At 64.2% G+C, this 22,126-nt stretch carries 19 protein-coding genes, 1 tRNA gene and 1 pseudogene; 11 read left to right on the top strand and 10 right to left on the bottom strand.

The window, feature by feature from the left end; translation table 11 throughout:
* The first annotated feature begins 23 nt into the window (after positions 1-23).
* From IZV00_RS12820 to smc, 3 genes are all read left to right on the top strand, one after another.
* The gene (locus IZV00_RS12820; protein ID WP_196224989.1) at positions 24-704 is read left to right on the top strand and encodes a thioredoxin domain-containing protein; all 681 of its coding nucleotides are present in this window, start codon (positions 24-26) and stop codon (positions 702-704) included.
* A 45-nt stretch (positions 705-749) separates the two neighbouring features.
* A complete protein-coding gene (locus IZV00_RS12815) occupies positions 750-1,484 on the top strand; it encodes a thioredoxin domain-containing protein (protein ID WP_196224988.1) in 735 nt (244 codons plus the stop codon).
* A 104-nt stretch (positions 1,485-1,588) separates the two neighbouring features.
* Positions 1,589-5,029 (top strand): chromosome segregation protein SMC, encoded by a 3,441-nt coding sequence (smc, locus tag IZV00_RS12810; RefSeq protein ID WP_196224987.1) that lies wholly within the window; start codon positions 1,589-1,591, stop codon positions 5,027-5,029.
* A 15-nt stretch (positions 5,030-5,044) separates the two neighbouring features.
* Here the strand turns inward: smc and IZV00_RS12805 are convergent, their stop codons facing one another.
* Positions 5,045-6,493 (bottom strand): phospholipase D-like domain-containing protein, encoded by a 1,449-nt coding sequence (locus tag IZV00_RS12805; protein WP_196224986.1) that lies wholly within the window; start codon positions 6,491-6,493, stop codon positions 5,045-5,047.
* Positions 6,490-7,392, bottom strand: coding sequence for a 4-hydroxybenzoate octaprenyltransferase (ubiA, locus tag IZV00_RS12800; protein ID WP_196224985.1), 903 nt, complete (start codon positions 7,390-7,392; stop codon positions 6,490-6,492). Before ubiA ends, IZV00_RS12805 begins: the two co-directional genes overlap by 4 nt.
* Before the next feature lie 120 nt (positions 7,393-7,512).
* On the opposite strand from ubiA, the gene IZV00_RS12795 reads away from it, so the two are divergent.
* On the top strand, positions 7,513-8,259 hold the full coding sequence (locus IZV00_RS12795; RefSeq protein WP_196224984.1) for a 16S rRNA (uracil(1498)-N(3))-methyltransferase: 747 nt from the start codon (positions 7,513-7,515) through the stop codon (positions 8,257-8,259).
* A gap of 112 nt (positions 8,260-8,371) precedes the next feature.
* Positions 8,372-9,745 (top strand): glutamate--cysteine ligase, encoded by a 1,374-nt coding sequence (locus IZV00_RS12790; RefSeq protein WP_196224983.1) that lies wholly within the window; start codon positions 8,372-8,374, stop codon positions 9,743-9,745.
* Between the two features lies 1 nt (position 9,746).
* Here the strand turns inward: IZV00_RS12790 and IZV00_RS12785 are convergent, their stop codons facing one another.
* The 3 genes from IZV00_RS12785 to IZV00_RS12775 are packed head-to-tail and all read right to left on the bottom strand — an operon-like array spanning position 9,747 to position 12,349.
* Complete coding sequence (locus IZV00_RS12785) at positions 9,747-11,048, bottom strand: methyltransferase family protein (RefSeq protein ID WP_196224982.1); 1,302 nt, start codon at positions 11,046-11,048, stop codon at positions 9,747-9,749.
* A 44-nt stretch (positions 11,049-11,092) separates the two neighbouring features.
* Positions 11,093-11,731, bottom strand: a complete 639-nt coding sequence (locus IZV00_RS12780) for a DUF1345 domain-containing protein (protein WP_196224981.1) — start codon at positions 11,729-11,731, stop codon at positions 11,093-11,095.
* A gap of 42 nt (positions 11,732-11,773) precedes the next feature.
* On the bottom strand, positions 11,774-12,349 hold the full coding sequence (locus IZV00_RS12775) for a peptidase S14 (protein ID WP_196224980.1): 576 nt from the start codon (positions 12,347-12,349) through the stop codon (positions 11,774-11,776).
* 135 nt (positions 12,350-12,484) lie between these two features.
* On the opposite strand from IZV00_RS12775, the gene ruvA reads away from it, so the two are divergent.
* The 3 genes and pseudogenes from ruvA (at position 12,485) to IZV00_RS12760 (ending at position 15,983) form a co-directional block, all read left to right on the top strand.
* Positions 12,485-13,093, top strand: coding sequence for a Holliday junction branch migration protein RuvA (gene ruvA / locus IZV00_RS12770; protein ID WP_196224979.1), 609 nt, complete (start codon positions 12,485-12,487; stop codon positions 13,091-13,093).
* A pseudogene (ruvB, locus tag IZV00_RS12765) lies at positions 13,090-14,108 on the top strand (Holliday junction branch migration DNA helicase RuvB). Before ruvA ends, ruvB begins: the two are co-directional and overlap by 4 nt.
* 132 nt (positions 14,109-14,240) lie before the next feature.
* On the top strand, positions 14,241-15,983 hold the full coding sequence (locus IZV00_RS12760; RefSeq protein WP_196226656.1) for an AMP-dependent synthetase/ligase: 1,743 nt from the start codon (positions 14,241-14,243) through the stop codon (positions 15,981-15,983).
* 3 nt (positions 15,984-15,986) lie between these two features.
* Here IZV00_RS12760 and IZV00_RS12755 read toward each other — a convergent pair whose 3' ends face one another.
* Genes IZV00_RS12755 through IZV00_RS12745 form a run of 3 tightly spaced genes read right to left on the bottom strand, consistent with a single transcriptional unit; the run spans position 15,987 to position 17,607 of the window.
* Positions 15,987-16,388 (bottom strand): hypothetical protein, encoded by a 402-nt coding sequence (locus IZV00_RS12755; RefSeq protein WP_196224978.1) that lies wholly within the window; start codon positions 16,386-16,388, stop codon positions 15,987-15,989.
* 57 nt (positions 16,389-16,445) lie between these two features.
* On the bottom strand, positions 16,446-17,168 hold the full coding sequence (gloB, locus tag IZV00_RS12750; protein WP_196224977.1) for a hydroxyacylglutathione hydrolase: 723 nt from the start codon (positions 17,166-17,168) through the stop codon (positions 16,446-16,448).
* Positions 17,169-17,172: 4 nt separating this feature from the next.
* Complete coding sequence (locus tag IZV00_RS12745; protein ID WP_196224976.1) at positions 17,173-17,607, bottom strand: VOC family protein; 435 nt, start codon at positions 17,605-17,607, stop codon at positions 17,173-17,175.
* A 103-nt stretch (positions 17,608-17,710) separates the two neighbouring features.
* On the opposite strand from IZV00_RS12745, the gene IZV00_RS12740 reads away from it, so the two are divergent.
* Positions 17,711-18,415: an SIMPL domain-containing protein gene (locus IZV00_RS12740; RefSeq protein ID WP_196224975.1), complete on the top strand. Its 705-nt coding sequence runs from the start codon at positions 17,711-17,713 to the stop codon at positions 18,413-18,415.
* 6 nt (positions 18,416-18,421) lie between these two features.
* Here IZV00_RS12740 and IZV00_RS12735 read toward each other — a convergent pair whose 3' ends face one another.
* Together IZV00_RS12735 and IZV00_RS12730 are read right to left on the bottom strand one after the other, a co-directional pair.
* The gene (locus IZV00_RS12735) at positions 18,422-19,252 is read right to left on the bottom strand and encodes a tetratricopeptide repeat protein (RefSeq protein ID WP_196224974.1); all 831 of its coding nucleotides are present in this window, start codon (positions 19,250-19,252) and stop codon (positions 18,422-18,424) included.
* Positions 19,252-20,007, bottom strand: a complete 756-nt coding sequence (locus IZV00_RS12730) for an alpha/beta fold hydrolase (RefSeq protein WP_196226655.1) — start codon at positions 20,005-20,007, stop codon at positions 19,252-19,254. Before IZV00_RS12730 ends, IZV00_RS12735 begins: the two co-directional genes overlap by 1 nt.
* Positions 20,008-20,148: 141 nt before the next feature.
* Here IZV00_RS12730 and IZV00_RS12725 point away from each other — a divergent pair.
* Both IZV00_RS12725 and IZV00_RS12720 read left to right on the top strand, forming a co-directional pair.
* A tRNA-Leu gene (locus IZV00_RS12725) sits at positions 20,149-20,235 on the top strand.
* A 444-nt stretch (positions 20,236-20,679) separates the two neighbouring features.
* Entirely contained in the window at positions 20,680-22,080 is a 1,401-nt protein-coding gene (locus IZV00_RS12720; RefSeq protein WP_196224973.1) for an APC family permease, read from the top strand.
* Positions 22,081-22,126: the final 46 nt, after the last annotated feature.

The following is a 22,126-nucleotide window of genomic DNA, read 5'->3' as shown; positions in this document are numbered from 1 at the left end:
GCGGCCCTTCATTGGAAGAACGCATGACGAAATCGCGCTTGCTAATCCTTGGCCTCTTCGCGTTGATCACCCTCCCCGGCACGCTGATCGCCGCGCCCGCCGTCAACTGGACGACACGGGTCGCGCTGTCGCCCATTGGAGGACATGTGATGGGCAACCCGGCCGCTCCGACCAAGCTGGTCGAATATGTAAGCTATACCTGCTCGCACTGCGCCCATTTCGTGGGTGAGGCGAGCGCGCCGCTCAAAGCCGACTATGTGAAGGGCGGCAGGGTGAGTGTGGAAGCGCGCAATGCGGTGCGCGACAAATATGACCTGGCGGCGGCGCTGCTGGCGCGATGCGGCGGGCCTAAGCGCTTTTTTGGCAATCATGAGGCGCTGTTTGCAAATCAGGACGCCTGGATGGAGCAGTTGCAGGCCTATGACCGGGGTGCGGCCAAGCCATCCGAACAGATCGCCCTGCTGCGCGACATCGGGCGTAATACGGGCCTTTACGCCTTGATGGGCAAACGCGGCTTCACGCCTGCGCAGCTTGACGCCTGCATCGCCAATCCGGCGGCGATGAAGCAGATATTGGCCATGACCGACGAAGCGTGGAACAAGGTGAAGATTGGCGGCACGCCGGGCTTCACCATCAATGGGACGCGCGTGGACGGGTCGAGCTGGGCCAGCTTGCGCGACGCATTGCCCGCCGCCGCACAGTAAACTAAACCCTTGATCCTGATGCCCGAGCAACGGAGCCTGCACACAGTGAAAGCCATTACCGGACTTGCCCTTATCGCCCTCTCGCTGTCCCTTTCCGCCTGCGGGAAAAAGGACGCGGCCAGCAACTCGTCCGCGGAACCGGTCGCTGCTGTTGCTGCCCCTGCCGGGACCAGCTGGTCCGGCACAGTGACCCAAACGCCCGAAGGCGGTTTCGTCATGGGCAACCCGCAGGCGAAGGTGAAGCTGATCGAATATGGGTCCTATACCTGCAGCCATTGCCGCGATTTTTCGGCGGAGGCTTCGGAGGAGATTCGCAAGATCGTGGACACCGGAAAGATGAGCTTCGAGTTCCGCAACTTCGTGCGTGATCCGATCGATATTTCCACGTCGCTGCTGGCCCGTTGCGGCGGTAAAGACGTCTTCTATCCGCTGAGCGAGCAATTCTTCGCCAACCAGAATGCGATGTTCGAAAAGGCGCAGTCGCTGGGCGACGCCAAATATCAGGCGTTGATGAGCGCACCGCCTGCGCAGCGTTTCGGCAATCTGGCCGCCGCCGTGGGGCTGATCGACTTCGCCAAGCAACGTGGGATTGCCGAGGATAAGGCCAAGCAGTGCCTGGCCGATACCGCCGCCGCCGAAAAGCTGGCCAAGGGCGTCGAGGCGGCGAACAATCAATATAAGATCGAAGGCACGCCGACCTTCATCCTGAATGATGTGAAGATCGACAATGTCGCAACCTGGGCGACTTTGCAGCCCAAGCTCAAGGAAGCGGGTATCTGATTGACTCAAGGGGGGCGGACATTTGCGATGAGTTTGCCCGCTGAAGGCGGGGCAGCACCGCGCTGTCCCGGCAATTGGCCCGGCAATTGGCCCGACGGCTGGCCATGCAGATAAAGCGCCTCAAGCTTTCGGGTTTCAAAAGCTTCGTCGATCCAACGGAGCTGCGCATCGAGCCCGGCCTAACCGGGATTGTCGGGCCAAATGGCTGCGGCAAGTCCAATCTGCTGGAAGCAATCCGCTGGGTGATGGGCGAATCCAGCGCCAAGTCGATGCGCGGCGGCGGCATGGAAGATGTGATCTTCGCCGGCACATCCACCCGGCCGCAGCGCGACTTTGCCGAGGTATCGCTGCAAACGGTGCAGGAACAGGGCGAGCTGTTCAACGCGGTCGAAGTGGGCGCGGACGGCGAACTGGAAGTCACTCGCCGCATCGAGCGCGGGGCGGGCAGCGCCTACAGGGCCAATGGCCGCGACGTGCGAGCGAAGGACATCTCACTGATCTTCGCCGACGCTGCGACGGGGCCGCACAGCCCGGCGCTGGTGAGCCAGGGGCGGATCGCCGCCGTCATCGCCGCGCGACCGCAGGAACGACGCGCTATGCTGGAGGAAGCGGCCGGGATTTCGGGCCTGCATGTCCGGCGCAAGGATGCCGAGCAGAAGCTGCGCGCAGCCGAGGCCAATCTGGTGCGGCTGGACGAGATACTGACCGACATGGAAGCGCGAGCCAGTAGCCTGCGGCGGCAGGCCAAGGCGGCCGAGCGTTATATCAAGCTGTCCGAGCAGATCAGGGTCGCCGAAGGGCGCGTGATCTTCGCCCGTTGGCGCGAGGCGGCGGCGAGCGCCGATGCCGCGCGTAAGGAAGCGGTGGAGGCGGAGGGCGCCGTCAGCGCCGCGCAGGAGGCTCAGGCGGCGGCGGCGGTTCATGCCAATGCGGCAGTGGATGCGCTCGCCCGGCGGCGGGTGGCGGCACAGGCCGCGCGAGACGAGGCCAATGAGGCGGGGCATCGGCTCGCCGCGCTCAGGACTGAGCGCGATGGCGTGGTGCGGCGTCTGCATGATCTGGCGCAGCAGGCGGAACGGCTGGAAGAGGACCGGGCGCGTGAGGGCACGCTCGCCAACGACGCGGCGGAGGCGATTGCCCGGCTTACGGCCGAGATTTCCGTATTGAAGAAACGGATCGCCGACACCGAGACGATGCGGCCCGATTTCGCCGGGCGGATCGCGCGGGCGGAGGATGCGGCGCGGGATGCCGAGCTGGACCTCGCCAAGGCGATGGCGCGACAGGCGGGCGAGCAGGCCGAACTGCGTGTGGCCGAGGCGGCGTTGGCGGCGGCGCGAAGCCGTCTGGAACGAGCGGAGCGTGAGGCGGCGCGGCTGGAGGCGGAAGCGGGCGCCCTGCCCGATGCAGCGCCGCTGGAGGCGAAGCGCAGCGAGGCGCTGGCGGCACAGGCAACGGCTGGATTGGATCGCGATGCGGCCGAGGCGGCGATCGGGCAGGCGGAAACGGCGCGGCAGGCGGCGGCCGATGCGCGCGCGGCGGCCGAAGCGGCGCTATCCTCCGCACGGGCGGGACTGGCGGCGCTGGATAGCGAGGCGGCGGCGCTCAAGCGGGCGGTCGAGAGCGGAAGCGGGCGCGAACGGGCACTGGATCAGTTGAAGGCCGCGCCGGGCTTTGAGCGGGCGCTGGCCGCCGCGCTGGGCGATGATCTGGAGGCGCCGGTCGGCGCGCAGGGCACGCGGCGTTGGACTGGGGCGGCGACGCTGGAGAGCGATCCGGTCCTGCCCGCTGGATGCGCTTCCCTGGCAGATCATGTGCGCGCACCGGCGGAACTGGCGCGGCGATTGGCGCAGGTCGCGGTCGCCGAGACGGATGATGGACAGACGCTGGCGGTGGGACAGCGGCTAGTGACCAGGGACGGTCAGCTGCGGCGCTGGGACGGCTATGTCGCGGCCGAGGGCGGCGCGGCGGCGGCGGAGCGGCTGATCCGGCTCAATCGGCTGGAGGCGATTGCTGCGGCGCGACCGGCGGCGGATGCTGAGGTCGAGGCGGCACGCGCGGCGCAGGATAGCGCGGCTGGTGAAGAACGGGCGGCGGCCGAGGCACTGGGAGCTGCGAGGACGCAGCTTGGCGCGGCCGACCAGCGGTTACGCGCGGCGCTTCGTGCTGCCGATGAAGCGGCCACGGCGCTGGATCGGCTTTCCGGGCGGCGGGAGGCAATCGAGGAGAGACTGGCCGAAGCACGCGCTGATCTGGGCGCTGCCCGGGCCGAGCATGACAAGGTGGACGCGGCCCGCGCGGCGGTGCCGGACGGCGCAGGAACGCGCGCGCTGGTGGCGTCGCTTTCGCAAGCGAGCGAAAAGGCGCGCATGGCGGTCAGCCAGTTGCAGGCGGATCAGGCCTTGGCTGACCGGGCTTTGGCAAGCGATCGAGAACGCATGGCTGCCGCCGACGCGGAAGCCAAGGGCTGGCGCGCACGCGCGGGCGAGGCGGCGAAGCGGATCGCCGCCATGGTGGAGCGCGGCGAGGCGATCGCGTCCGAGCGCGATGGACTGGCGCAACAACCCGACACGCTGGCGACGGCAATCGCTGCCCTGTCCGAGCAGGGTGCAGGGCTGGCCGACGCAGCGGAAGCGGCGCGCCGAGCGGAGAGCGAGGCCGAGGCGGCGCTGCGCGTCGCCGAGGAACGGGCCGCACAGACGGGCGAGGCGCTGGCGCAGGCACGTGAGCGGCGAGCGACTGCCGCCGCGCGAGCCGAGGCAGCGGAAGAAAAGCGCGTCGAGACCAACCGCTTGTCGGGGGAACGCTTTGAATGCCCGCCCCCGGTGCTACCCGAGAAACTGGGCTTTGCCAGTGCCGACATCCGGATCGCGCAGAGCGAGCAGGGTGAACATGACCGCCTTGCCGCCGAGCGCGAGCGGATCGGGCCAGTCAATCTGGTGGCCGCACAGGAATTGGAGGAGTTGGAGGCAACGCAGGCGGCGAGCCGGGCTGAGAGCGAGGAACTTGCCCAGGCGATCAACCGGCTGCGCGGGTCAATCGGCAGTCTCAATCGCGAAGGACGGCAGCGGCTGCTGGCGGCGTTCGAGGCGGTCGATGGGCATTTCCGGCGGCTTTTCACGACATTGTTCAACGGCGGGCAGGCGCATCTGGAACTGATCGATAGCGACGATCCGCTGGAGGCGGGGCTGGAAATCATGGCGCAGCCGCCGGGCAAGAAGCTGGCCGCGCTGACATTGCTTTCCGGCGGGGAGCAGGCGCTAACCGCCGTCGCGCTGATCTTTGGCCTGTTCCTGACCAACCCGGCGCCGATCTGCGTGCTGGATGAGGTCGACGCGCCGCTGGACGATGCCAATGTGGAGCGTTTCTGCGACCTGCTCGACGTGATGGTGGGGCAGACGGATACGCGCTACCTGATCGTCAGCCATAATGCGGTGACGATGGCGCGCATGCACCGGCTGTTCGGCGTGACGATGGTGGAGCGGGGGGTAAGCCGCCTCGTTTCCGTCAATCTGGGCGGCGCGGAAGCGTTGCTGGCGGCCGAATAGGTAAGCGGCGGCGCCTCAGCGTTTCTTGCGCATGCGGCGGAACAGGCTGCGGTCCGCAACCGGCTCGAACATCTCCTCAGGCCCTTCGGGGTCCAGCACTTCATTGTCGGCCAGCCACGCCTGCACGTCGTTGAGATTGGGCGTCACATAGGGCCGCAGGGTTCGGCCGGGCTTGTCGCGCAGCTGCTCAATCGCGGCGATCAGCCCGCGCTCGGCGATCACGGCGGCCACCCGCTCCACGGGCAGGTCCAGATGTTCGGCGATCAGGTCGTCACGGATGCCCAAGATGGTCGCTTCATGTCCGGCATTGGCAGGCAGTGCCCCGTCGATCGTCACATCGCACTCGGTATCGAGCCGCATCGAGCGGTTATTCATGTTGGACGAGCCCACGCGCAAGGTCCGGTCATCGACGATCAAGATCTTGGCATGGACGTAGATCGGCTCACCGCGCACCGTGAAAGGATGGTAGATGCGCAGCTTGCCATAGGCGTCACGGGCGCGCAGGGCTTCGACCAAGCGAGCGCGGGCAGTGTCCATGGCCTGCTGTTCCAACCAGCCATCGGCTTGTTCCGGGTTGATGATGACGATTTCCGGCCCATCGGACTCACCCAGCCGCGCGGCGATTGCCTCCGCAATGCGGCGGGACGCGAAATACTGGCTTTCGGCGTAGATGGTCCGCTTCGCCGATGCGATCTGGTTCAGATAGAGCCGCTCAATCTCTTGCAACGGCTGCTGGTCTTCCATTTCCGGCGCGGAGCGGGAAATGGCTATATCGACATTTTCGAACTGCACCGGCAGCGCGTCGGGCCAGCAATCATGCTCGCCGGAGATCGGCTCCAGATCGCCGCCGCCGGCCCCCTTCCAACGGGCGCGGGCATGATCCCCCAACACCATCGCGACATCTCCCTGTAAGGCGGTGGTCGCATCATGCCATGGCCCATAGGCGGAACCGTCCGGGTGGTGACGGCCGGGGTCCTCATCGCGATGATGGCGTGTGTCCCACCGATCGCTGGTCATGTCGATACCGCCGCAAAAGGCAAAACAATCATCGATCACAACGATCTTCTGATGGTGGGAAGCCCCGGGCGGGTGATGGCTGTCCAGCTTCACCTGTATGCGCTTGTGCGCCATCCATTTGACGGTGGTAAAGAGGTTGGCGGGCTGCACCATCGACTTCATCGCGCCCACATCCCAACGCAGAAGGAAGATTTCGAGGTCAGGCTTCTGCGCGACAAGCCAGCTGATGAAGTCGGCGATGATGAGGGGCGCTTCATCCTTGGCTTCGTCCTCGCGGATCAGGCTGATGGCGGCGTCAAAATCCCAGCCGATGAGCATGATCCGGCGCTTCGCCTTGAGCATGGCGGCGCGGGCGTGGCGGAAATAGGCTTCCGCATCGATGATGACGCTGGCCTTGGCGGCGCGGGCGATGCGCCAGCAATCCTCACCCTCTTGCGGCATGATCATGCACTCCCCACGACGAGGCAGGCAAGGAACATCAGTAACCCCGCGAAACGGTTGGAACGGAACTTGGTGAGGGGATCGGCTCCATCTTCCTTCAGCGTTCCCACCTGCCAGAAAAGATGAACCGCCATCGGCAGCAAGGCGGCGAAAGCAAGCCATTGTGGTCGCACCTGCCAAAGGGCGGCGGCCCAGAGGGAAAGTGCAACCAGGTAGCAGAGCGTTACGCCGCCGCGCACATGGCGGCCCATCGACAAGGCGCTCGACCCGATACCGATCAACGCATCATCCTCCCGGTCCTGCAATGCATAGATGGTATCATAACCCACGACCCAGAAGATGGTGCCTGCGTAAAGAAGCAGCCCCGGCAGAGTAAGCGCCCCTGCAACCTCGCTCCAGCCGACCAGCGCCGCCCAGGAGAAAACAAGGCCAAGCCAAAGCTGCGGCCAGCCGGTGATCCGCTTCATGAAGGGATAGGCGGCGACGAGCGCGAGACTGCCGAGCGACACGATCTGCGCATAAGGGCGCATTTGCAGCAGGACGGCCAGCCCAACGAGGCAAAGCAAGATGAGCCACGCCCATGCTGTCTTCAGTCCGAGCGCGCCACTGGCGAGCGGGCGGGCCGCGGTGCGAGCGACTTTCCGATCGAGATCGCGATCGACGATGTCGTTGAACACGCAACCCGCGCCCCGCATCGCGATGCTGCCGAGCAACAGCCAGAGGATGAGCGGCCAGCGCTCCCCTGCCCCGCCCGCCAAAACCACGGCCCAGGCCCCCGGCCAGAAGAGCAGCCACCATCCGATCGGACGATCGAGCCGAGCCAGTAGCGCGAGCGCGCGGGGCGTCGCGGGCAAGCGCGCGAGCAGGCCGCGGGCCTCGGTATCGGGGACTATGGTCTGACTCACCTTTTCTCCGTTCGGGCTGAGCTTGTCGAAGCCCCTTTCTTCTCTAAAGAGCAAAGAAAGCCCTTCGACATTTGGCTGAGACAAGTGGCTCAGTCAAACAGGGCGAACGGAAGAGGCGAAATGACCGCAACCCCTGCATGGCCGCCGCAGAGCGCGCCGCGCCTGCATGTCGAAACGCAGCTGGGCGAAGGCGTCGCCGTGCCGGTCGATGGCAACCCGGCCCATTATCTGATCAGCGTGATGCGGGTGAAGCCCGGTGACATCGTCCTGCTGTTCGATGGCAGGTCCGGCGAATGGGCCGCGCGGGTGCGGGACATGCGCAAGCGCGATCTGGTGCTGGAATGCGTCAGCCAGACCAAGGCACCGGAGCAGGTGCCCGATTTCTGGCTATGCTGCGCGCCGATCAAGAAAGGCCGCATCGACCTGATCGCGGAAAAAGCCTGCGAACTGGGTGTCGCCAAGTTGCAGCCGGTGCTGACCCGCCGGGCGGTGGTGGACAAGCTCAATCTCGACCGGCTGCACGCACATCTGGTCGAGGCAGCCGAACAATGCGGCCGCACCGCGCTGCCTGACCTAAGCGGCATGGTGAAGCTGGACGCGTTGCTGCGCGACTGGCCGGAGGATCGCTGGCTGTTCTTCGCCGATGAAAGCGGCGGCGAGCCTTTGAGCGAAACGCTGCGCGCGCATCAGGGGCCAGCGGCGTTCCTGATTGGGCCGGAGGGCGGCTTTGACCCGGCAGAGCGGGAGGCGATCCGCGCTGTGGCGAAGGCCGTGCCCGTGTCCCTTGGCCCTCGCATCCTGCGCGCGGAAACGGCTGCGATCGCCGCGACGTCGGCCTGGATGACGGTGAACGGCGACTGGCGATAGAATAGCTGTTCCAGTTGCAATCCGAAATGGGATTGCAGCCCCGGTGGACGCAACCTATTTGTCGCCCGCGCGCTGTCGATTGACGCGCAAGGGGGACAGGCTAAGGCGGGGCATGAGCACGAGAACCGACTCAGGGGGAATCGATCCCGTCATCGAAAGCCGCGACCAGCTGATCGTGGCCTTTTCCAAGGGCGCCAAGCCCAAGGATCGCTGGCGTATCGGCACCGAGCATGAGAAGTTCGTCTATTCCAGGGCGGACCATCATGCGCCGTCCTACAGCGAGCAGGGCGGCATCCACACGCTGCTGATCGGCCTGACGCGCTATGGCTGGAGCCCGGTGTTCGAGGGTGACAACATCATCGCCCTGTCCGGCGCCGATGGAACGGTCAGCCTGGAACCGGCGGGTCAGCTGGAACTGTCCGGTGCGCCGCTGGAAAATCTGCACCAGACCTGCGCGGAAACGCAGCGGCATCTGGAACAGGTCAAATATGTCGGCGACATGCTGGGCCTGGGGTTCCTAGGCCTGGGCATGTGGCCCGACAAGACACGCGACGAACTGCCGGTGATGCCCAAGGGGCGTTATGACATCATGCTGCGGCACATGCCCCGCGTGGGGTCGATGGGCCTCGACATGATGCTGCGAACCTGCACCATCCAGACGAACCTCGACTATGGCAGCGAGGCGGACATGGTGCAGAAGTTCCGCGTCGGCCTGGCCCTGCAACCGCTGGCAACCGCGCTGTTCGCCAATTCGCCCTTCACCGAAGGCAAGCCCAACGGCTTCCTGTCCTATCGCAGCCATATCTGGTCGGACACCGATCCACATCGCACGGGCATGCTGCCCTTCGTGTTCGAGGATGGCTTTGGCTATGAGCGGTACGCCGACTATGCGCTCGATGTGCCGATGTACTTCGTTTATCGCGACGGCCGCTATATCGACGCCGCGGGCCTCAGCTTCCGCGACTTCCTGGACGGCAAGCTTTCCATTCTGCCCGGTGAGAAGCCGACCGAGAAGGATTGGGAAGATCATCTGTCCACCGCCTTCCCCGAAGTGCGGTTGAAGAGCTTCCTGGAAATGCGCGGGGCCGATGGCGGACGCGCCGATCGCATCACCGCCCTGCCCGCTTTCTGGGTTGGCCTTCTCTATGATCAGGGCGCGCTCGATGCGGCCTGGGATCTGGTGAAGGACTGGACCATGGCGGACCGGCAGACGCTGCGCGACGCGGCGCCGAAGCTGGCGCTGGATGCGCCACTGCCGGGCGGACGCAAGCTGCGCGATATTGCGGCGCAGGTGCTGGATATCAGCCGCAGCGGGCTGAGAGCGCGGGCACGGCTGAACGATATCGGCGACAATGAAACCGCCTATCTGGCACCGCTGGACGAGATCGTAGCGGCTGGGCGGACCCATGCCGAAGAACTGCTCGCGCGCTATCATGGCGAGTGGGCGGGCGATCTTTCCCGCGTCTACGCCGAAGAAAGCTTCTAACCTATTCCGCTGGCGTCAGGGCCGGCTGAACCTTGCGTCGGCGGCCGGTTGCCCAGGCGAACAGACGGGGGACGGGCGCGTTGCGCTCCATCCATTCGCTATAGTCGCGATAGGCGGGATCAGTGGAAAGGTGCGCCTCTTCCGTCCGGGCGCGCCAATAATAGACAGCGTTGGTCGCCGCCAGCATCGCGCAATTGCGCACCATGTCGGTGAGGCTTCCCGAGACCGTGAGGAAGGGCAGCGCCGAAAACCACCAGAAGAGGTTCTTCGACAGATAAGCGGGGTGCCGCGTCCAGCGATACGGCCCGTGGGTCAGGATACCGCGATGGGTGAGGTTGGAAAAGCGGATGCCGAACACCACCGTCGCCCAGGCATAGATGGCGGTTAGCAGGACGAGCCAGCTGCCCAATATCCATTGCAAGGTCGTATGTCCCTGCGTCCAGACGTCCCATTCCGCGCCGCCCACATGGTAGTCGAGCGGTCCCCCTGACCCCATCAGCACGAAGGGCGGGTAGCAGATCAGCGCCGCCACCCAACCTGTCAGCAACGGATTGGCCGAGCGTATGTGGGAATCGAGCGGTTTCATCGTCAGCAGATAGCCGACCGTCGCCATGCAGACATCGATCATGAACATGACCGCGATCAGGAAGGCGGCAAGGTTCACCGGATTGGCGAAGGCATGATCCAACCGCCAGTCCACCACGCTGGCAAAATTGCCCGGCACGATGGAGAGCATGAAGGCTAGGAAAAAGCCTTTGACCGCCCATGCGCGGGCATGGTTGGCGACCTGCGCCATGTCCGGCGCGCCCGCTGCTCCGCCAATGACCCATTGCCCAAAGGCATGGGTGGCGTCGCGGGGTTCGACCAATCGACGGTCCAGCCAGACGACATAAGGAACGGAGAACAGTACAAGCCAAGGGACCGCGTCCATGAACAGGTTCATGGAATAATGATAATTTCCGCTCCAATACCAGCGGGCAAGACAGTAGAAGATCGCGATCGCCATCCATGTCGCCCAGAGGCCAGCGATCTTGACGAGGCTGATGTCGAGGACGGCGCGCCATGGCCGGGGAGGTGCCTGCCAGTCGATACCGGTCGATGGATTGCGATGAACCTTGTCCACCAGCAGCGACCACAAAATCATCGGCAGCCCGCAGGCGATCACCGCCGCGAAACCCGCATTGGGGCCGTTCATCCCATAATGCCGCGCCACCACCGCCCAAAGGGCGAGACCGGCCAGTCCGGCGAAGCCTACGCCATGGCTGACGGCAGAGGGCGGACAAGGATCGATAGCGGAAGACATGCCCGGCTTATGCCGGGAAATGGTAAGCAAGCCGTGAAGCCGCTTCAGGCGCCGCCCAGCACATTGATCGTGAAAGCCAGAATGCCAAGGTTGAACAGGAACGCCGCGAGGCAATGCGCGGTCACCACCTGACGCATGGATGTGCCGGTCACCGTGACATCGGACGTCTGAAAGGTCATGCCGAGGGTGAAGGCGAAATAGAGAAAATCGCTGTATCCCGGCTCCTTCGTACCGGGGAAGTCGAGGCCCTGCTGATCCTTCCCGCGCGGATCGGTCAGGTAGAAGAGATGCGCATAATGCATCGCATAGACGAGATTGGAAAAGAGCCAGGCAAGCGCCAGCGTCACCAGCAACAGCGCGATGGCCGCTGCGTTGGGGCCACCATGCTGGCTGACGGCCACGCCCACCGCGACCAGCACCACCAGTGACACGATGCCGGTCAAGAGCAGCATCAGGCGGCGATTGGCATCATTTTCCTGCGCGGTCCGGCGCATGCGGTCGGGGTCGGCTTTCAGAAGCGGTGCGGCCACAGCAATGAAGGCAAGAGAGGCACAATCGAACCCGGCCATCACCGCCTGATGCCAGGGCATCACCCAACCGAACGGCAGGGCGGTCGCCAGAAGCACCAGGAACATGCCGTAACGCCAGGGGAAAACCGGGGAGTGGGAGGAAAGGGACTTCATCCGCCCAGAAAGCCGCAAAATGACGAGCCTGACAAGCGACGGTCAGAGCACCGCTTCCACCAGACCAAGCGTCGCGGCTTCATTCGCTTCGAGATACCAGTTTTCCGGTGCCCGCTTCAGCACTTCATCGAGTGAGATGCTGGAGCCCAGGATCAGGTTGGAAAATCCTTCATTCTGGATCGCGATCGACGCCTCTATCTCGTTCAGGGCTGCCCTTAGCGGTGCGATGCAGGTGGACAGCGGGCCTTGAAGGTGGATGTCCTTGGTGATCAGCCGCTCATGGATCATTATCCGCGTGCCACGCGTGAGGTAGCGATTTTCCTTGGCGAAAAAGCCCATGAAGGTCGCGCCCGCCGAATAGACGGCAGTCTTTCCCAGAAACACCAGCCGCCGCGCGGCGCTGAGTTCTGAATGGAAGCGGATATCCTCGCCCATCATCCGCGCGATTTCCGGGTCGCCGCCAAGCGTCGAAATTTCCGTCACCACCAACCCGTCGGACGGCGCCGCCGCCAGCGCGTCCTTGAAATACAGATACATGGACTGATCGACGGGACCGGAGAGGCGGATGGCGGGACAGGCGAAGTCCTGGGGTGAAAGCGAGGGCGCTTGCATCGACATCAATGAGTTCCTGATAGACTAGGGATCGGCTGCACTACGTCCGGCGGGGGAATTGGTGCCAACGCAGGCGCGCTTTTGACTGGCGCTATCCTTGAGAGGCTGTAAAGAACAGATCATGACCAAAGGGTGCGGGGCATGATCGCGAAACTCAAAGGGCGGCTGGACAGCACGGGCACTGACCATGCGATCATCGACGTGGGGGGCGTGGGCTATCTCGTTGGCGCATCGTCGCGCACCTTGTCGGCGCTGGGGCCGGTAGGCGAAGCGGTGACGGTGCATACCGAAATGCTGGTGTCGGAGGATTCGATCCGGCTGGTCGGCTTTGCACGTGGGGAGGAACGCGACTGGTTCCGCTTGCTGATCAGCGTGCAGGGCGTGGGATCGCGCGTGGCGCTGGCGATCTTGTCGGCGCTCGAACCGGCCGAACTGCATCGCGCGGTGGCGACCGGGGACAAGGCGATGGTGGCGCGCGCCAATGGCGTCGGGCCGAAGCTGGCGCTGCGGATCGTCAATGAGTTGAAGGACAAGATCGGCGCGGCGCCGGGCGCTGGCGGCGTGCCGGGCGCGGGCATCGCGCCCGTCATGGCCGGAGGGCTTGGAGCAGACGCGATTTCCGCCCTGCAAAATCTCGGCTTCAAGCCTGCCGAGGCGAGTAGCGCGGTTGCCGCTGCGGAGGAAGAGTTGGGCGATAGCGCGACTCTGGATGCGCTCGTGCGGCTGGCGCTGCGGAAGGCGGCCAAGTGAGCGAGGAACGGTTGATCGCCTCCACGCGCCGGGCAGAGGATGTGGACGCCGCCCTGCGGCCCAAATCGCTGACGGAGTTTATCGGGCAAGAGGCGGCGCGCGGCAATTTGCGGGTCTTTATCGAGGCGGCAAAGCAGCGTGGCGACGCGCTGGACCATGTGCTGTTCTTTGGCCCGCCGGGTCTTGGCAAGACGACTCTGGCGCAGATCGTGGCGAAGGAAATGGGCGTCGGCTTCCGCGCAACGTCGGGGCCTGTGATCGCCAAATCCGGAGATCTGGCGGCTCTTCTCACCAATCTGGACGAAGGCGACGTCCTTTTCGTGGACGAGATTCACCGGCTCAATCCGGCGGTGGAAGAGGTGCTTTATCCCGCGATGGAAGACCGCGCGCTCGATCTGATGATCGGCGAGGGTCCGTCGGCCCGGTCGGTGCGGATCGATCTGCCGCGCTTTACTTTGGTCGGCGCGACGACACGGCAGGGGCTGCTGACGACGCCGCTGCGTGATCGCTTCGGCATTCCGGTGCGGCTGCAATTCTACACGGTCGAGGAACTGGAACTGGTGGTGCGGCGTGCGGCGCGGTTGCTGGACCTGGGCATCACGTCCGACGGGGCGATCGAGATTGCGCGGCGGTCGCGCGGAACGCCCCGCATCGCCGGGCGGTTGCTGCGGCGGGTGCGCGATTTCGCCAATGTCGCGGGGGTCGAAGCAGTGGACGCCAAGGCGGCGGACGCGGCGCTCAGCCGGTTGGAGGTCGATCAGCTGGGCCTCGACCTGATGGACCGCCGTTATTTGATGATGATCGCCGACATCTATCGGGGGGGCCGGTGGGCGTGGAAACACTGGCGGCAGGCTTGTCGGAACCGCGCGACACGATCGAAGAAGTGATCGAACCCTATCTGATCCAACTCGGCCTGATCGCTCGCACGGCGCGGGGCCGCTGCCTGAACGGGCCGGGATGGAAGCATCTGGGGCTTAATCCGCCCGCCGGATTGCAGGACGGGCTGTTCGACTGAAAAATGCGTGACCGCTACGGCAAGGCGCGGCTATAGCATCGGCACGGAGCGGATGCGCGCATCGGACGCGCTCTTGAATCAAGGAGTTGCGCTGCTTTGCGGGCGATTGAACAGTATCCCAATCTGGTGACCATGTTCTTTGCCCGCGCAAAGGAAATGGGCGACCTCCCTTTCCTGTGGCGCAAGACGGCTGGCGGTTGGCAATCGCTCAGCTGGACCGAGGTGGCGTTGCAGGTCGCGGGCCTAGCCGCCGCGCTCAAGGCGCAGGGGCTGAAGCCCGGCGACCCGGTCATGCTGGTGAGTGAGAACCGCCCCGAATTCTGCATCGCCGACCTTGCCATCATGGCGGCGGGATGCGTGACGGTCCCGACCTACACCACCAACACCACGCGCGATCATCAGCATATCCTGACTGATAGCGGCGCGAGGGCGGTGATCGTATCGACGGCCAAGCTGGCGCAGACGCTGATGCCCGCCGTATTGCGATCGCAGGCGAGTTTCATCATCGGCATGGAACCGCTACGGGGCGCGCAGGGCGATCTGTCCTGCCATCTGTGGGCCGATATGGTCGCGTCCCGCATAGCCGATCCCGACGCCTGCGCCGCCGAACAGACCGCCGAGCGCACCGACCTCGCGTGCATCATCTACACCAGCGGAACCGGCGGAGCGCCACGCGGCGTCATGCAACATCACGGCGCGATCCTGTGCAATATCGAAGGTGCGGGCAGGCTGGTAGCAGAGGATTTCGGCTGGGGGGATGAAGTCTTCCTGTCCTTCCTGCCGCTCAGCCACGCCTATGAACATAGCGGCGGGCAATTCCTGCCGATCATGCTGGGTGGGCAAATCTATTATGCGGAGGGGCTGGAAAAGCTCGCCAGCAACATAGAGGAAACGCGCCCGACGATCATGGTCGTCGTGCCCCGCCTGTTCGAAGTGCTGCGAGCCCGGATCATCAAGTCGATCGAGAAGCAGGGCAAGTTCCCCGCCTGGCTGCTGACGCAGGCGTTGCGGATCGCCGCGAAGGAGCAGAACGGTAATATATCGATCGCCGACCTGCCGATGAAGCTGCTGCTCAACCGGACGCTGAAGCCCAAGATCGCAAAGCGCTTTGGCGGGCGGATGAAGGCGCTGGTGTCGGGTGGCGCGCCGCTCAATCCGGATGTCGGCCTGTTCTTCGACGCCATGGGGCTGACGCTGTTGCAGGGATATGGCCAGACCGAGGCGGGACCGGTCGTCAGCTGCAACCGACCGAGCGCGGGCATCGCCATGGACACGGTCGGCCCGCCGCTTGATGGGGTCGAGGTCAGGATCGCCGAGGATGGCGAGATTTTGGTGCGCGGCGAACTGGTGATGCAGGGCTATTGGCGCAATGCCGCCGAAACCGAAAAGGCGCTGAAGGACGGCTGGCTGCACACCGGCGACATTGGCGAGATCGATGCCAAGGGCCGCATCCGCATCACCGACCGCAAGAAGGACCTGATCGTCAATGACAAGGGCGACAATGTTTCGCCACAGAAGGTCGAAGGCATGTTGACGCTACAGCCGGAAATCGGCCAGGCCATGGTCTATGGCGACCGGCGACCACATCTGGTCGGGCTGCTGGTGCCCGATGCCGAATGGACGCGCGAATGGGCGGCGGCGCACGGCCTTGACGCGAACGACACCGCATCCAACGCCGCCTATCAGGCAGCATTAAGGGCGGCGGTCGATCGGGTGAACGAGGAATTGTCCGTCACCGAACGGGTCCGGCGCATCATTCTGGCCGACGAATCTTTCACCATCGAAAATGGCGAAATGACGCCATCGATGAAAATCCGCCGCCACGTCATCAAGGCGCGCTATCAGGAGCGGCTGGACGCGCTCTACAAGGGCTGACCGTCAGCGGCCGGGGGTGCGATAGGGGGTGAAAGATCCCAGCGCGCAACCGCCGGTAACCGACCCGGTGACCAGATCGGCACTCCGCGCAATGTCACCGCGACAATATTGCGAACCTGTCGGCTTGATGATGAGGGTGTCGCCCCGCCCCAACCCGGTGCAACTGCCGATCAGGTCGTTGCGATAGATGAGCCGACCGCTGACCCGGTACAGCAACACGCTCTCACTGACTGCGGTGAGGCTGGCGCCGGGATAGCGGCTGACGCAACTGACCGGCTCGCCCGCAACTTTGCCCTCCAATGCAGCCTCAAGCCGGGCCGCTTGCTTCTCCGTAAGGCGCGGGGGCTCGCTACCGCCTGCGCACGCTGCCAGCATCAGTGGCACCAGACATATCGATGCACGCATGGCAATCCTCCTGCACATGTCTCCACAAAAGGAGACGACAGCGTAACGCCCGAACCGTCAGGCGGTATCCTTGGCCGTGCGGCGGCGGGCCAGCTCATCCGCATCGCTCGCGCGCATGAAGATGTTGGTCGCGCGCTCCAGCCCTATGGTCGTGGGCACGGTGGCCTCGCCGCGTGCGCGAGCGGCATCGACCTGCACCATGCGAGTGGCAAGCGCTTCATTGTCCGGTTCTACGGTCAGGCCAAAACGGCCATTGCCCTGCGTATATTCATGGGCGCAATAGACCGTCGTATCGTCCGGCAGCGCCGCGAGGCGGGTCATGTTGGCGAACATCTGATCCGCCGTCCCTTCAAACAACCGTCCGCAGCCCATGGCGAACAACGTGTCGCCGACGAAGATGATGCGATCGGCGGCCAGATGATAGGCGATGTGACCAGCCGTGTGGGCGGGCACCTCCATCACCGTGGCGACATGACCGCCGATGCGGACCTCATCCCCTTCCCCCACCTGGCGGTCGAGCGTGCCGATCTTGGTCGCCTCTGCGCTCGGCCCGGTGATCCGGCAGCCGGTCGCCGCCTTGATCTCCGCGTTGCCGCCCACATGATCGCCATGCCAGTGCGTGTTCCAGATCTGGCTGATGGTCCAGCCCCGCTCGGCCGCCGCCGCCAGCACAGGGTCCGCCACCGCAGGGTCGACCACAACGGTCTCGCTACTGGCGTCATCGTGCAGCAGCCAGACATAATTATCGGACAGCACCGGGATTCGGACAACGCTCAACATGGGCTTACCAGACGCCGGTATTGGGCATCGACGCCCAAGGTTCGGCAGGATCGAGATAGCCATCCTGCAACAACTCGATCGAGATATTGTCAGGCGTGCGGACAAAGGCCATGTGCCCGTCACGCGGGGGGCGGTTGATGGTGACCCCTGCATCCGTCAGCCGCTGGCACACGTCATAGATATTATCGACCCGATAGGCGAGATGGCCGAAATTCCGGCCCTCGCCATAGCTTTCCGTCGGCTTGCCATCTTCTGACGGCCAATTGTAGGTCAACTCCACCTGAGCATCCTCGTCCCCCGGCGCGGCGAGAAAGACGAGCGTGTAGCGCCCATTTTCATTGTCGAAGCGTTTCTGCTCCTCAAGCCCCAACAGCTTGAAGAAGGCGACCGTGCGGTCAATGTCAGTCACGCGGATCATCGTATGCAGATATTTGGTCAAGCGGTCGCTCCGTTCGTCGCTATCAAGCAACGGTTCATCTCGGCAATGGCAGGAATGGTCCCAAGATAGGGCGGCGCAGGCATGGATGGAAGAGGAGACGCGAATGGCAATCGAGTATCGCGACAAGGTGCTGCTGGGCTGTGCCGGGCTGCTGGCTCTAGGCTTGGTCAGTGGCGGCTATCTGCTGGGCGACGGGCTGAAGCGCGCGAAAGCTGCGGATCGGTCGGTCACAGTGAGGGGCCTGGCGGAACGCAATGTCACGGCTGACCTTGCGACCTGGTCGATCAGCTATGCCGCAACCGGTTTCGACCTGCCCGCCGTGCGCGCAGAGATCGACAATAATACGCGAGAGCTCAAGGCCTATTTCGCAAGTCTCGGCTTCAAGCCGGAGGCGCTGACCCCCACGGGCGCGGGGGTGAACCAATATATCAATAACGGCGTCAACACGATCACTATCACGCAGCGCATGTTGTTGCGCACGACCGACATCGCGCGCGCGCAGCGAGCAGTCGCGCAGCAGTTCGATCTGGTCCGTCGGGGCGTCACGCTCCAGGAAGGCTCCGGCATGCGTTACAGCTTCACAAAGCTCAACGACGTCAAGCCGCCCATGGTGGCCGCCGCGACCCGCGATGCCCGCGCCGCCGCCGAGCAATTCGCGCGCGACAGCGGCGCTAGCGTCGGCGGCATCAAAAGCGCGACCCAAGGCTATTTTTCCATCGATCCACGCGATGGAGAGGCGGACGGGTCAAGCGACACGCCCTACAAGAAGGTTCGCGTGGTCACGACCGTCGACTTCTACCTTAAATAGGCGGGTTCAGGCGGGCGGCAGCCGGGTAAGATTATCGGCGGCCGCCTTGCCTGCGGGCGATTGCGGCGCGAGCTTGACTGCTCTTTGCCAGGCCGATCGGGCGATGTCGGCATGATCGGTCAGGATAGCGATATTGCCCTCCTCCAAAGCCACCGACGCGTCATCGGGAGAGAGCTGCACGGCCCGCGCAATATGCGCCTGCGCCAGCTTCAACTCCCCCGCGCGGCGAGCGAGCGTGGCCGAGAGGAGCCACGCCAGCGGGTCCTGCGGCACCTGCGCCAGAGCCACATCAAGCGAATCGCGCGCTTCCTTGACTTCGCCCAGCGCAACGAGGGCGCGGGCGCGATCGAGATGCGTTTCGCCTTTTTCCACGCCATCGGGCAGGCCACGCGCCAATGCCGCGTCGAAGCTGGTGCGCGCCTTGGCGGGATCGCCCGCCGCCAGCGCGGCATTGCCAGCCTGCGCCCATAAGCGCGCGCCCTGCGCCATTTCGCCGCTGCGCTCAGCCTCATCAGCGGCTTGTTCAAAAGACACAATCGCGGGTGCCCACCGCTCCGCACGGGCATAAGCGAAACCCATGCAATGGCGCGCGTAGAAGCTGCCCCCTTCCAACCGCCATTTCTGCGCGAACGCGACGCCTTGCTCGGGCGATTGAAGCGCCTCGTCGAGACAGGCCTGGAAGGGCTTGGCATATTTTTCCGGAACGGGAATGCGACCGTCAGCAGCGGGGCTTGGTACGGGCGCCTGCGCCTCCTTCTTGGGCCGGTTCATCACCGCCTCAATTTCCGGATCATAGGCTTGCGGCGTCAAAAGCAGCAGCGGGAGGAGAAAGCTCATCAAAGATTGTCCAAAAGACTGCCGAGAGTGTGGATCAGCAATGCAATGTCGCCATCGCGCGACAGGCGATGATCGCCATCCTTAATCAGCAGCGTCTGCACATCATATGAATGCAGGCGCTGGGCCAGCCGCAGCGCGGTCTGCCAGGGCACGTCGCGGTCCTCCTGCCCTTGGAGCAGCCGCACGGGGCAATCGATGGCGATGGGACCGTTCAACAGGCGCAGCGCCTGGCCCGACTGCCAGAAGGCAAGCGTCGTCACCAACGGTTGATCGCCATAGGGCGTAGGTTCGGTCAGCCGCCCCTGGGTGGCCAGCAAAGCCTTGTCCGCGTCACTAAAGCCCCATTCGGTGAAATCCGGCGCGGCCGCGATGCCGACCAGCCCGACAACGCGGTCAGGGCGAGCCAGCGCGATCAGCAAGGCAATCCAGCCCCCCATGGACGACCCCACCAGCAGCAACGGCCCTTCCGTCAGGGCATCGATCAACAGCAGCGCGTCGTCGCGCCAACTGGCGAGCGTTCCATCCTCAAAACGGCCTTCGCTGGCGCCGTTGCCGCCATAGTCGAGCCGCAACATCGCCCTGCCCGTCTCCGCCGCCCAGGCGTCGATCGCCACCGCCTTGCCACCTTCCATGTCGGACATGTAGCCCGGCAGAAAGACGATCGTCGGCCCCGCACCCGCGCGATGCCGGTAGGCGAGCCGGACCCCATCGGGACGGGCGAACAGCGCGAGCGGCGCGGCTTGGAAGGGGGCTATCGGCTGTCTCCACTGGCGATCAATGCGTCCTGCCTGATGCAATAGACGCTGACGCGCAGAAAACCAGAAAGGAAGAAAAATAATGCCGTCGCGGAATTGACAGTGTGAGGACCAACGGCTAATCGCGCCGTCCTACCCCGTGCCCAGATGGCGGAATTGGTAGACGCACCAGCTTCAGGTGCTGGCGATCGCAAGGTCGTGGAGGTTCGAGTCCTCTTCTGGGCACCATTTTTGGACGCTAAAAGCGCCAAACGAGCGACTGATTTTACAGCGCTTTTGACAGAAAATCGCCGAACGCTGTCCCACGAAATCCAATGACCCGGCCGGGCCGAGGCGCCCTATCAAGGCGCGCGGGAAATCATATCACCAAGGCCCAGACGCGATAGGCTGATCTTATAGTACATCATCGCGAAAGATAATTTGCTCCCCCATTTCGTCGTAACATAAGCTTCCGTGATGGAGGCAGACCCAGCCGACCGCCCCTCGCACTTGCGGCAAATAACGTTGCTGCTGAACCAAGCCCGTGCGGGGCCAGCATGGCCCTCATGCTCCAGTTGAATGACACATCAATTACGGTGTCAGGAATTTTTACGACGCGGGAGGGAAAGTCAGGTGGAGTCAGAGCAAACATTTGGAATATCGAAGCCGCTTGAAGCCCGGTTGCATGGGAATATGAGCGCGCTGTCGCTGATGCTCACCGTCCTCGCCTTCGCGGCTCCGATCGCTGTCGTAACGGGATTTGTCCCCCTCACATTCGTTTATGGCGGCAGGGGGTCAGTGGCCGCCCTGCTGCTCACGATGCTTCTGATCCTGACCTTTTCGGTCGGCTTCGTTGCCATGGCCAGGCTCATTCCGCGACCGGGCGCCTTCTATACCTACGTCACCGCAGGGTTGGGCAGGGTCGTCGGCCTAGCGGGCGCCTTCCTCACCACGGCGTCCTATTATCTGCTGCTGATCGGTGGCTATGCCGTGTTCGGCGTGCTGGCGTCGCACATGATCGAAACATTTGGGGGGCCGAACACGCCATGGATCTGGTCGGCGATCGCCGGCTGGCTGATCACGTCGATCCTCGGATATTTTCACATTGAACTGTCCGCCCGCGTCCTGTCCGTCGCGATGGTTCTAGAGGTGGCGCTCATATTGCTGTTCGACGCGGTCACCTTGTTCAAGACGGGGTTCAAGGCGCTGCCGCTCGACGTCTTCACGCCGACCGCCTTTCTCCAGGGCAATGTCCCTGTCACGCTGGCCTTCTGCGTGCTCATGTTCACGGGGTTCGAGGCTACGGCCGTATTCCGCGATGAGGTCCGCAATCCTGAAAAGACGATCCCGCGTGCGACCTTTGGTGCGGTCATATTCATCGGAGTGCTGCACGCCCTTTCGGCATATTGTTTGCTGATCGCGTTCGGCGAAGGCGCGGTCGCCGCCGCCAAGGCGGACCCGACCGCGATGTTTCCCAAGGCGATCGGCCACACCATCGCCCCCGTCTTCAGCCAGATCACAAGCGTCGTCGTCGTCATATCCCAGTTCGCAGCGGGCATATCCGTCCACAATGTGACGACGCGCTACTTCCACACCCTGGCCGCGGACCATGCTCTTCCGCGCTATCTCGCCGCCGTCCACCCAAGGCATAATTCGCCCTATCGTGCGTCCGTTCTGGTCGCGATCCTCATTGGCGGCCCTCTTCTTTTCATGTCGACGCTCAAGAACAGCTCGGAACTGCTCTACAGCCAGCTAATGGGCGTCGGGCTCATCGGCCTGATGACACTGATGGCGCTCGTCAGCCTTGCCGTGATCCTCTGGTTCGTGCGCGAAGGGCGCCCCCATTCGGTCAGCATCTGGCAGGCCTATGTCGCGCCTGCCGTCGCGCTTTTGGGCATGAGCTTCATCACCGTGATGGCGTATCAGCGGTTCGGGATCGTCTTTGGCGGCGACACGGCGAGCGGCAGACCGCTGTTCGCCCTTATCTTCGGCGCCTTTGCAGGCGGGCTTTTGCTCGCGCTCTATTACCGCTTCTTTCAGGCGGGACGGTTCAGCGCGCTCGGCGGCGGATTGCTGAGCACACCCACAAGTTGACCATCGCGCGCAGTCGATCTGCTGGCTTGTTTTAAACCCGCAAGTT

Source organism: Sphingobium sp. Cam5-1, from assembly GCF_015693305.1.
Lineage (GTDB): Bacteria > Pseudomonadota > Alphaproteobacteria > Sphingomonadales > Sphingomonadaceae > Sphingobium.
The sequence above is the reverse complement of the archived record's forward strand: the minus strand, read 5'-3'. Positions and strand labels throughout refer to the sequence as shown.

Bases quoted from the DNA above. Each gene is read 5' to 3' on its own strand.
- IZV00_RS12805 (WP_196224986.1), bottom strand. From the start codon at position 6,493: ATGATCATGCCGCAAGAGGGTGAGGATTGCTGGCGCATCGCCCGCGCC.
- IZV00_RS12785 (WP_196224982.1), bottom strand. From the start codon at position 11,048: ATGTCTTCCGCTATCGATCCTTGTCCGCCCTCTGCCGTCAGCCATGGC.
- IZV00_RS12740 (WP_196224975.1), top strand. From the start codon at position 17,711: ATGGCAATCGAGTATCGCGACAAGGTGCTGCTGGGCTGTGCCGGGCTG.
- IZV00_RS12720 (WP_196224973.1), top strand. From the start codon at position 20,680: ATGAGCGCGCTGTCGCTGATGCTCACCGTCCTCGCCTTCGCGGCTCCG.
- IZV00_RS12755 (WP_196224978.1), bottom strand. From the start codon at position 16,388: ATGCGTGCATCGATATGTCTGGTGCCACTGATGCTGGCAGCGTGCGCA.
- IZV00_RS12795 (WP_196224984.1), top strand. From the start codon at position 7,513: ATGACCGCAACCCCTGCATGGCCGCCGCAGAGCGCGCCGCGCCTGCAT.
- IZV00_RS12780 (WP_196224981.1), bottom strand. From the start codon at position 11,731: ATGAAGTCCCTTTCCTCCCACTCCCCGGTTTTCCCCTGGCGTTACGGC.
- smc (WP_196224987.1), top strand. From the start codon at position 1,589: ATGCAGATAAAGCGCCTCAAGCTTTCGGGTTTCAAAAGCTTCGTCGAT.
- IZV00_RS12760 (WP_196226656.1), top strand. From the start codon at position 14,241: ATGTTCTTTGCCCGCGCAAAGGAAATGGGCGACCTCCCTTTCCTGTGG.
- IZV00_RS12775 (WP_196224980.1), bottom strand. From the start codon at position 12,349: ATGTCGATGCAAGCGCCCTCGCTTTCACCCCAGGACTTCGCCTGTCCC.
- gloB (WP_196224977.1), bottom strand. From the start codon at position 17,168: ATGTTGAGCGTTGTCCGAATCCCGGTGCTGTCCGATAATTATGTCTGG.
- IZV00_RS12735 (WP_196224974.1), bottom strand. From the start codon at position 19,252: ATGAGCTTTCTCCTCCCGCTGCTGCTTTTGACGCCGCAAGCCTATGAT.
- IZV00_RS12820 (WP_196224989.1), top strand. From the start codon at position 24: ATGACGAAATCGCGCTTGCTAATCCTTGGCCTCTTCGCGTTGATCACC.
- ruvA (WP_196224979.1), top strand. From the start codon at position 12,485: ATGATCGCGAAACTCAAAGGGCGGCTGGACAGCACGGGCACTGACCAT.
- IZV00_RS12790 (WP_196224983.1), top strand. From the start codon at position 8,372: ATGAGCACGAGAACCGACTCAGGGGGAATCGATCCCGTCATCGAAAGC.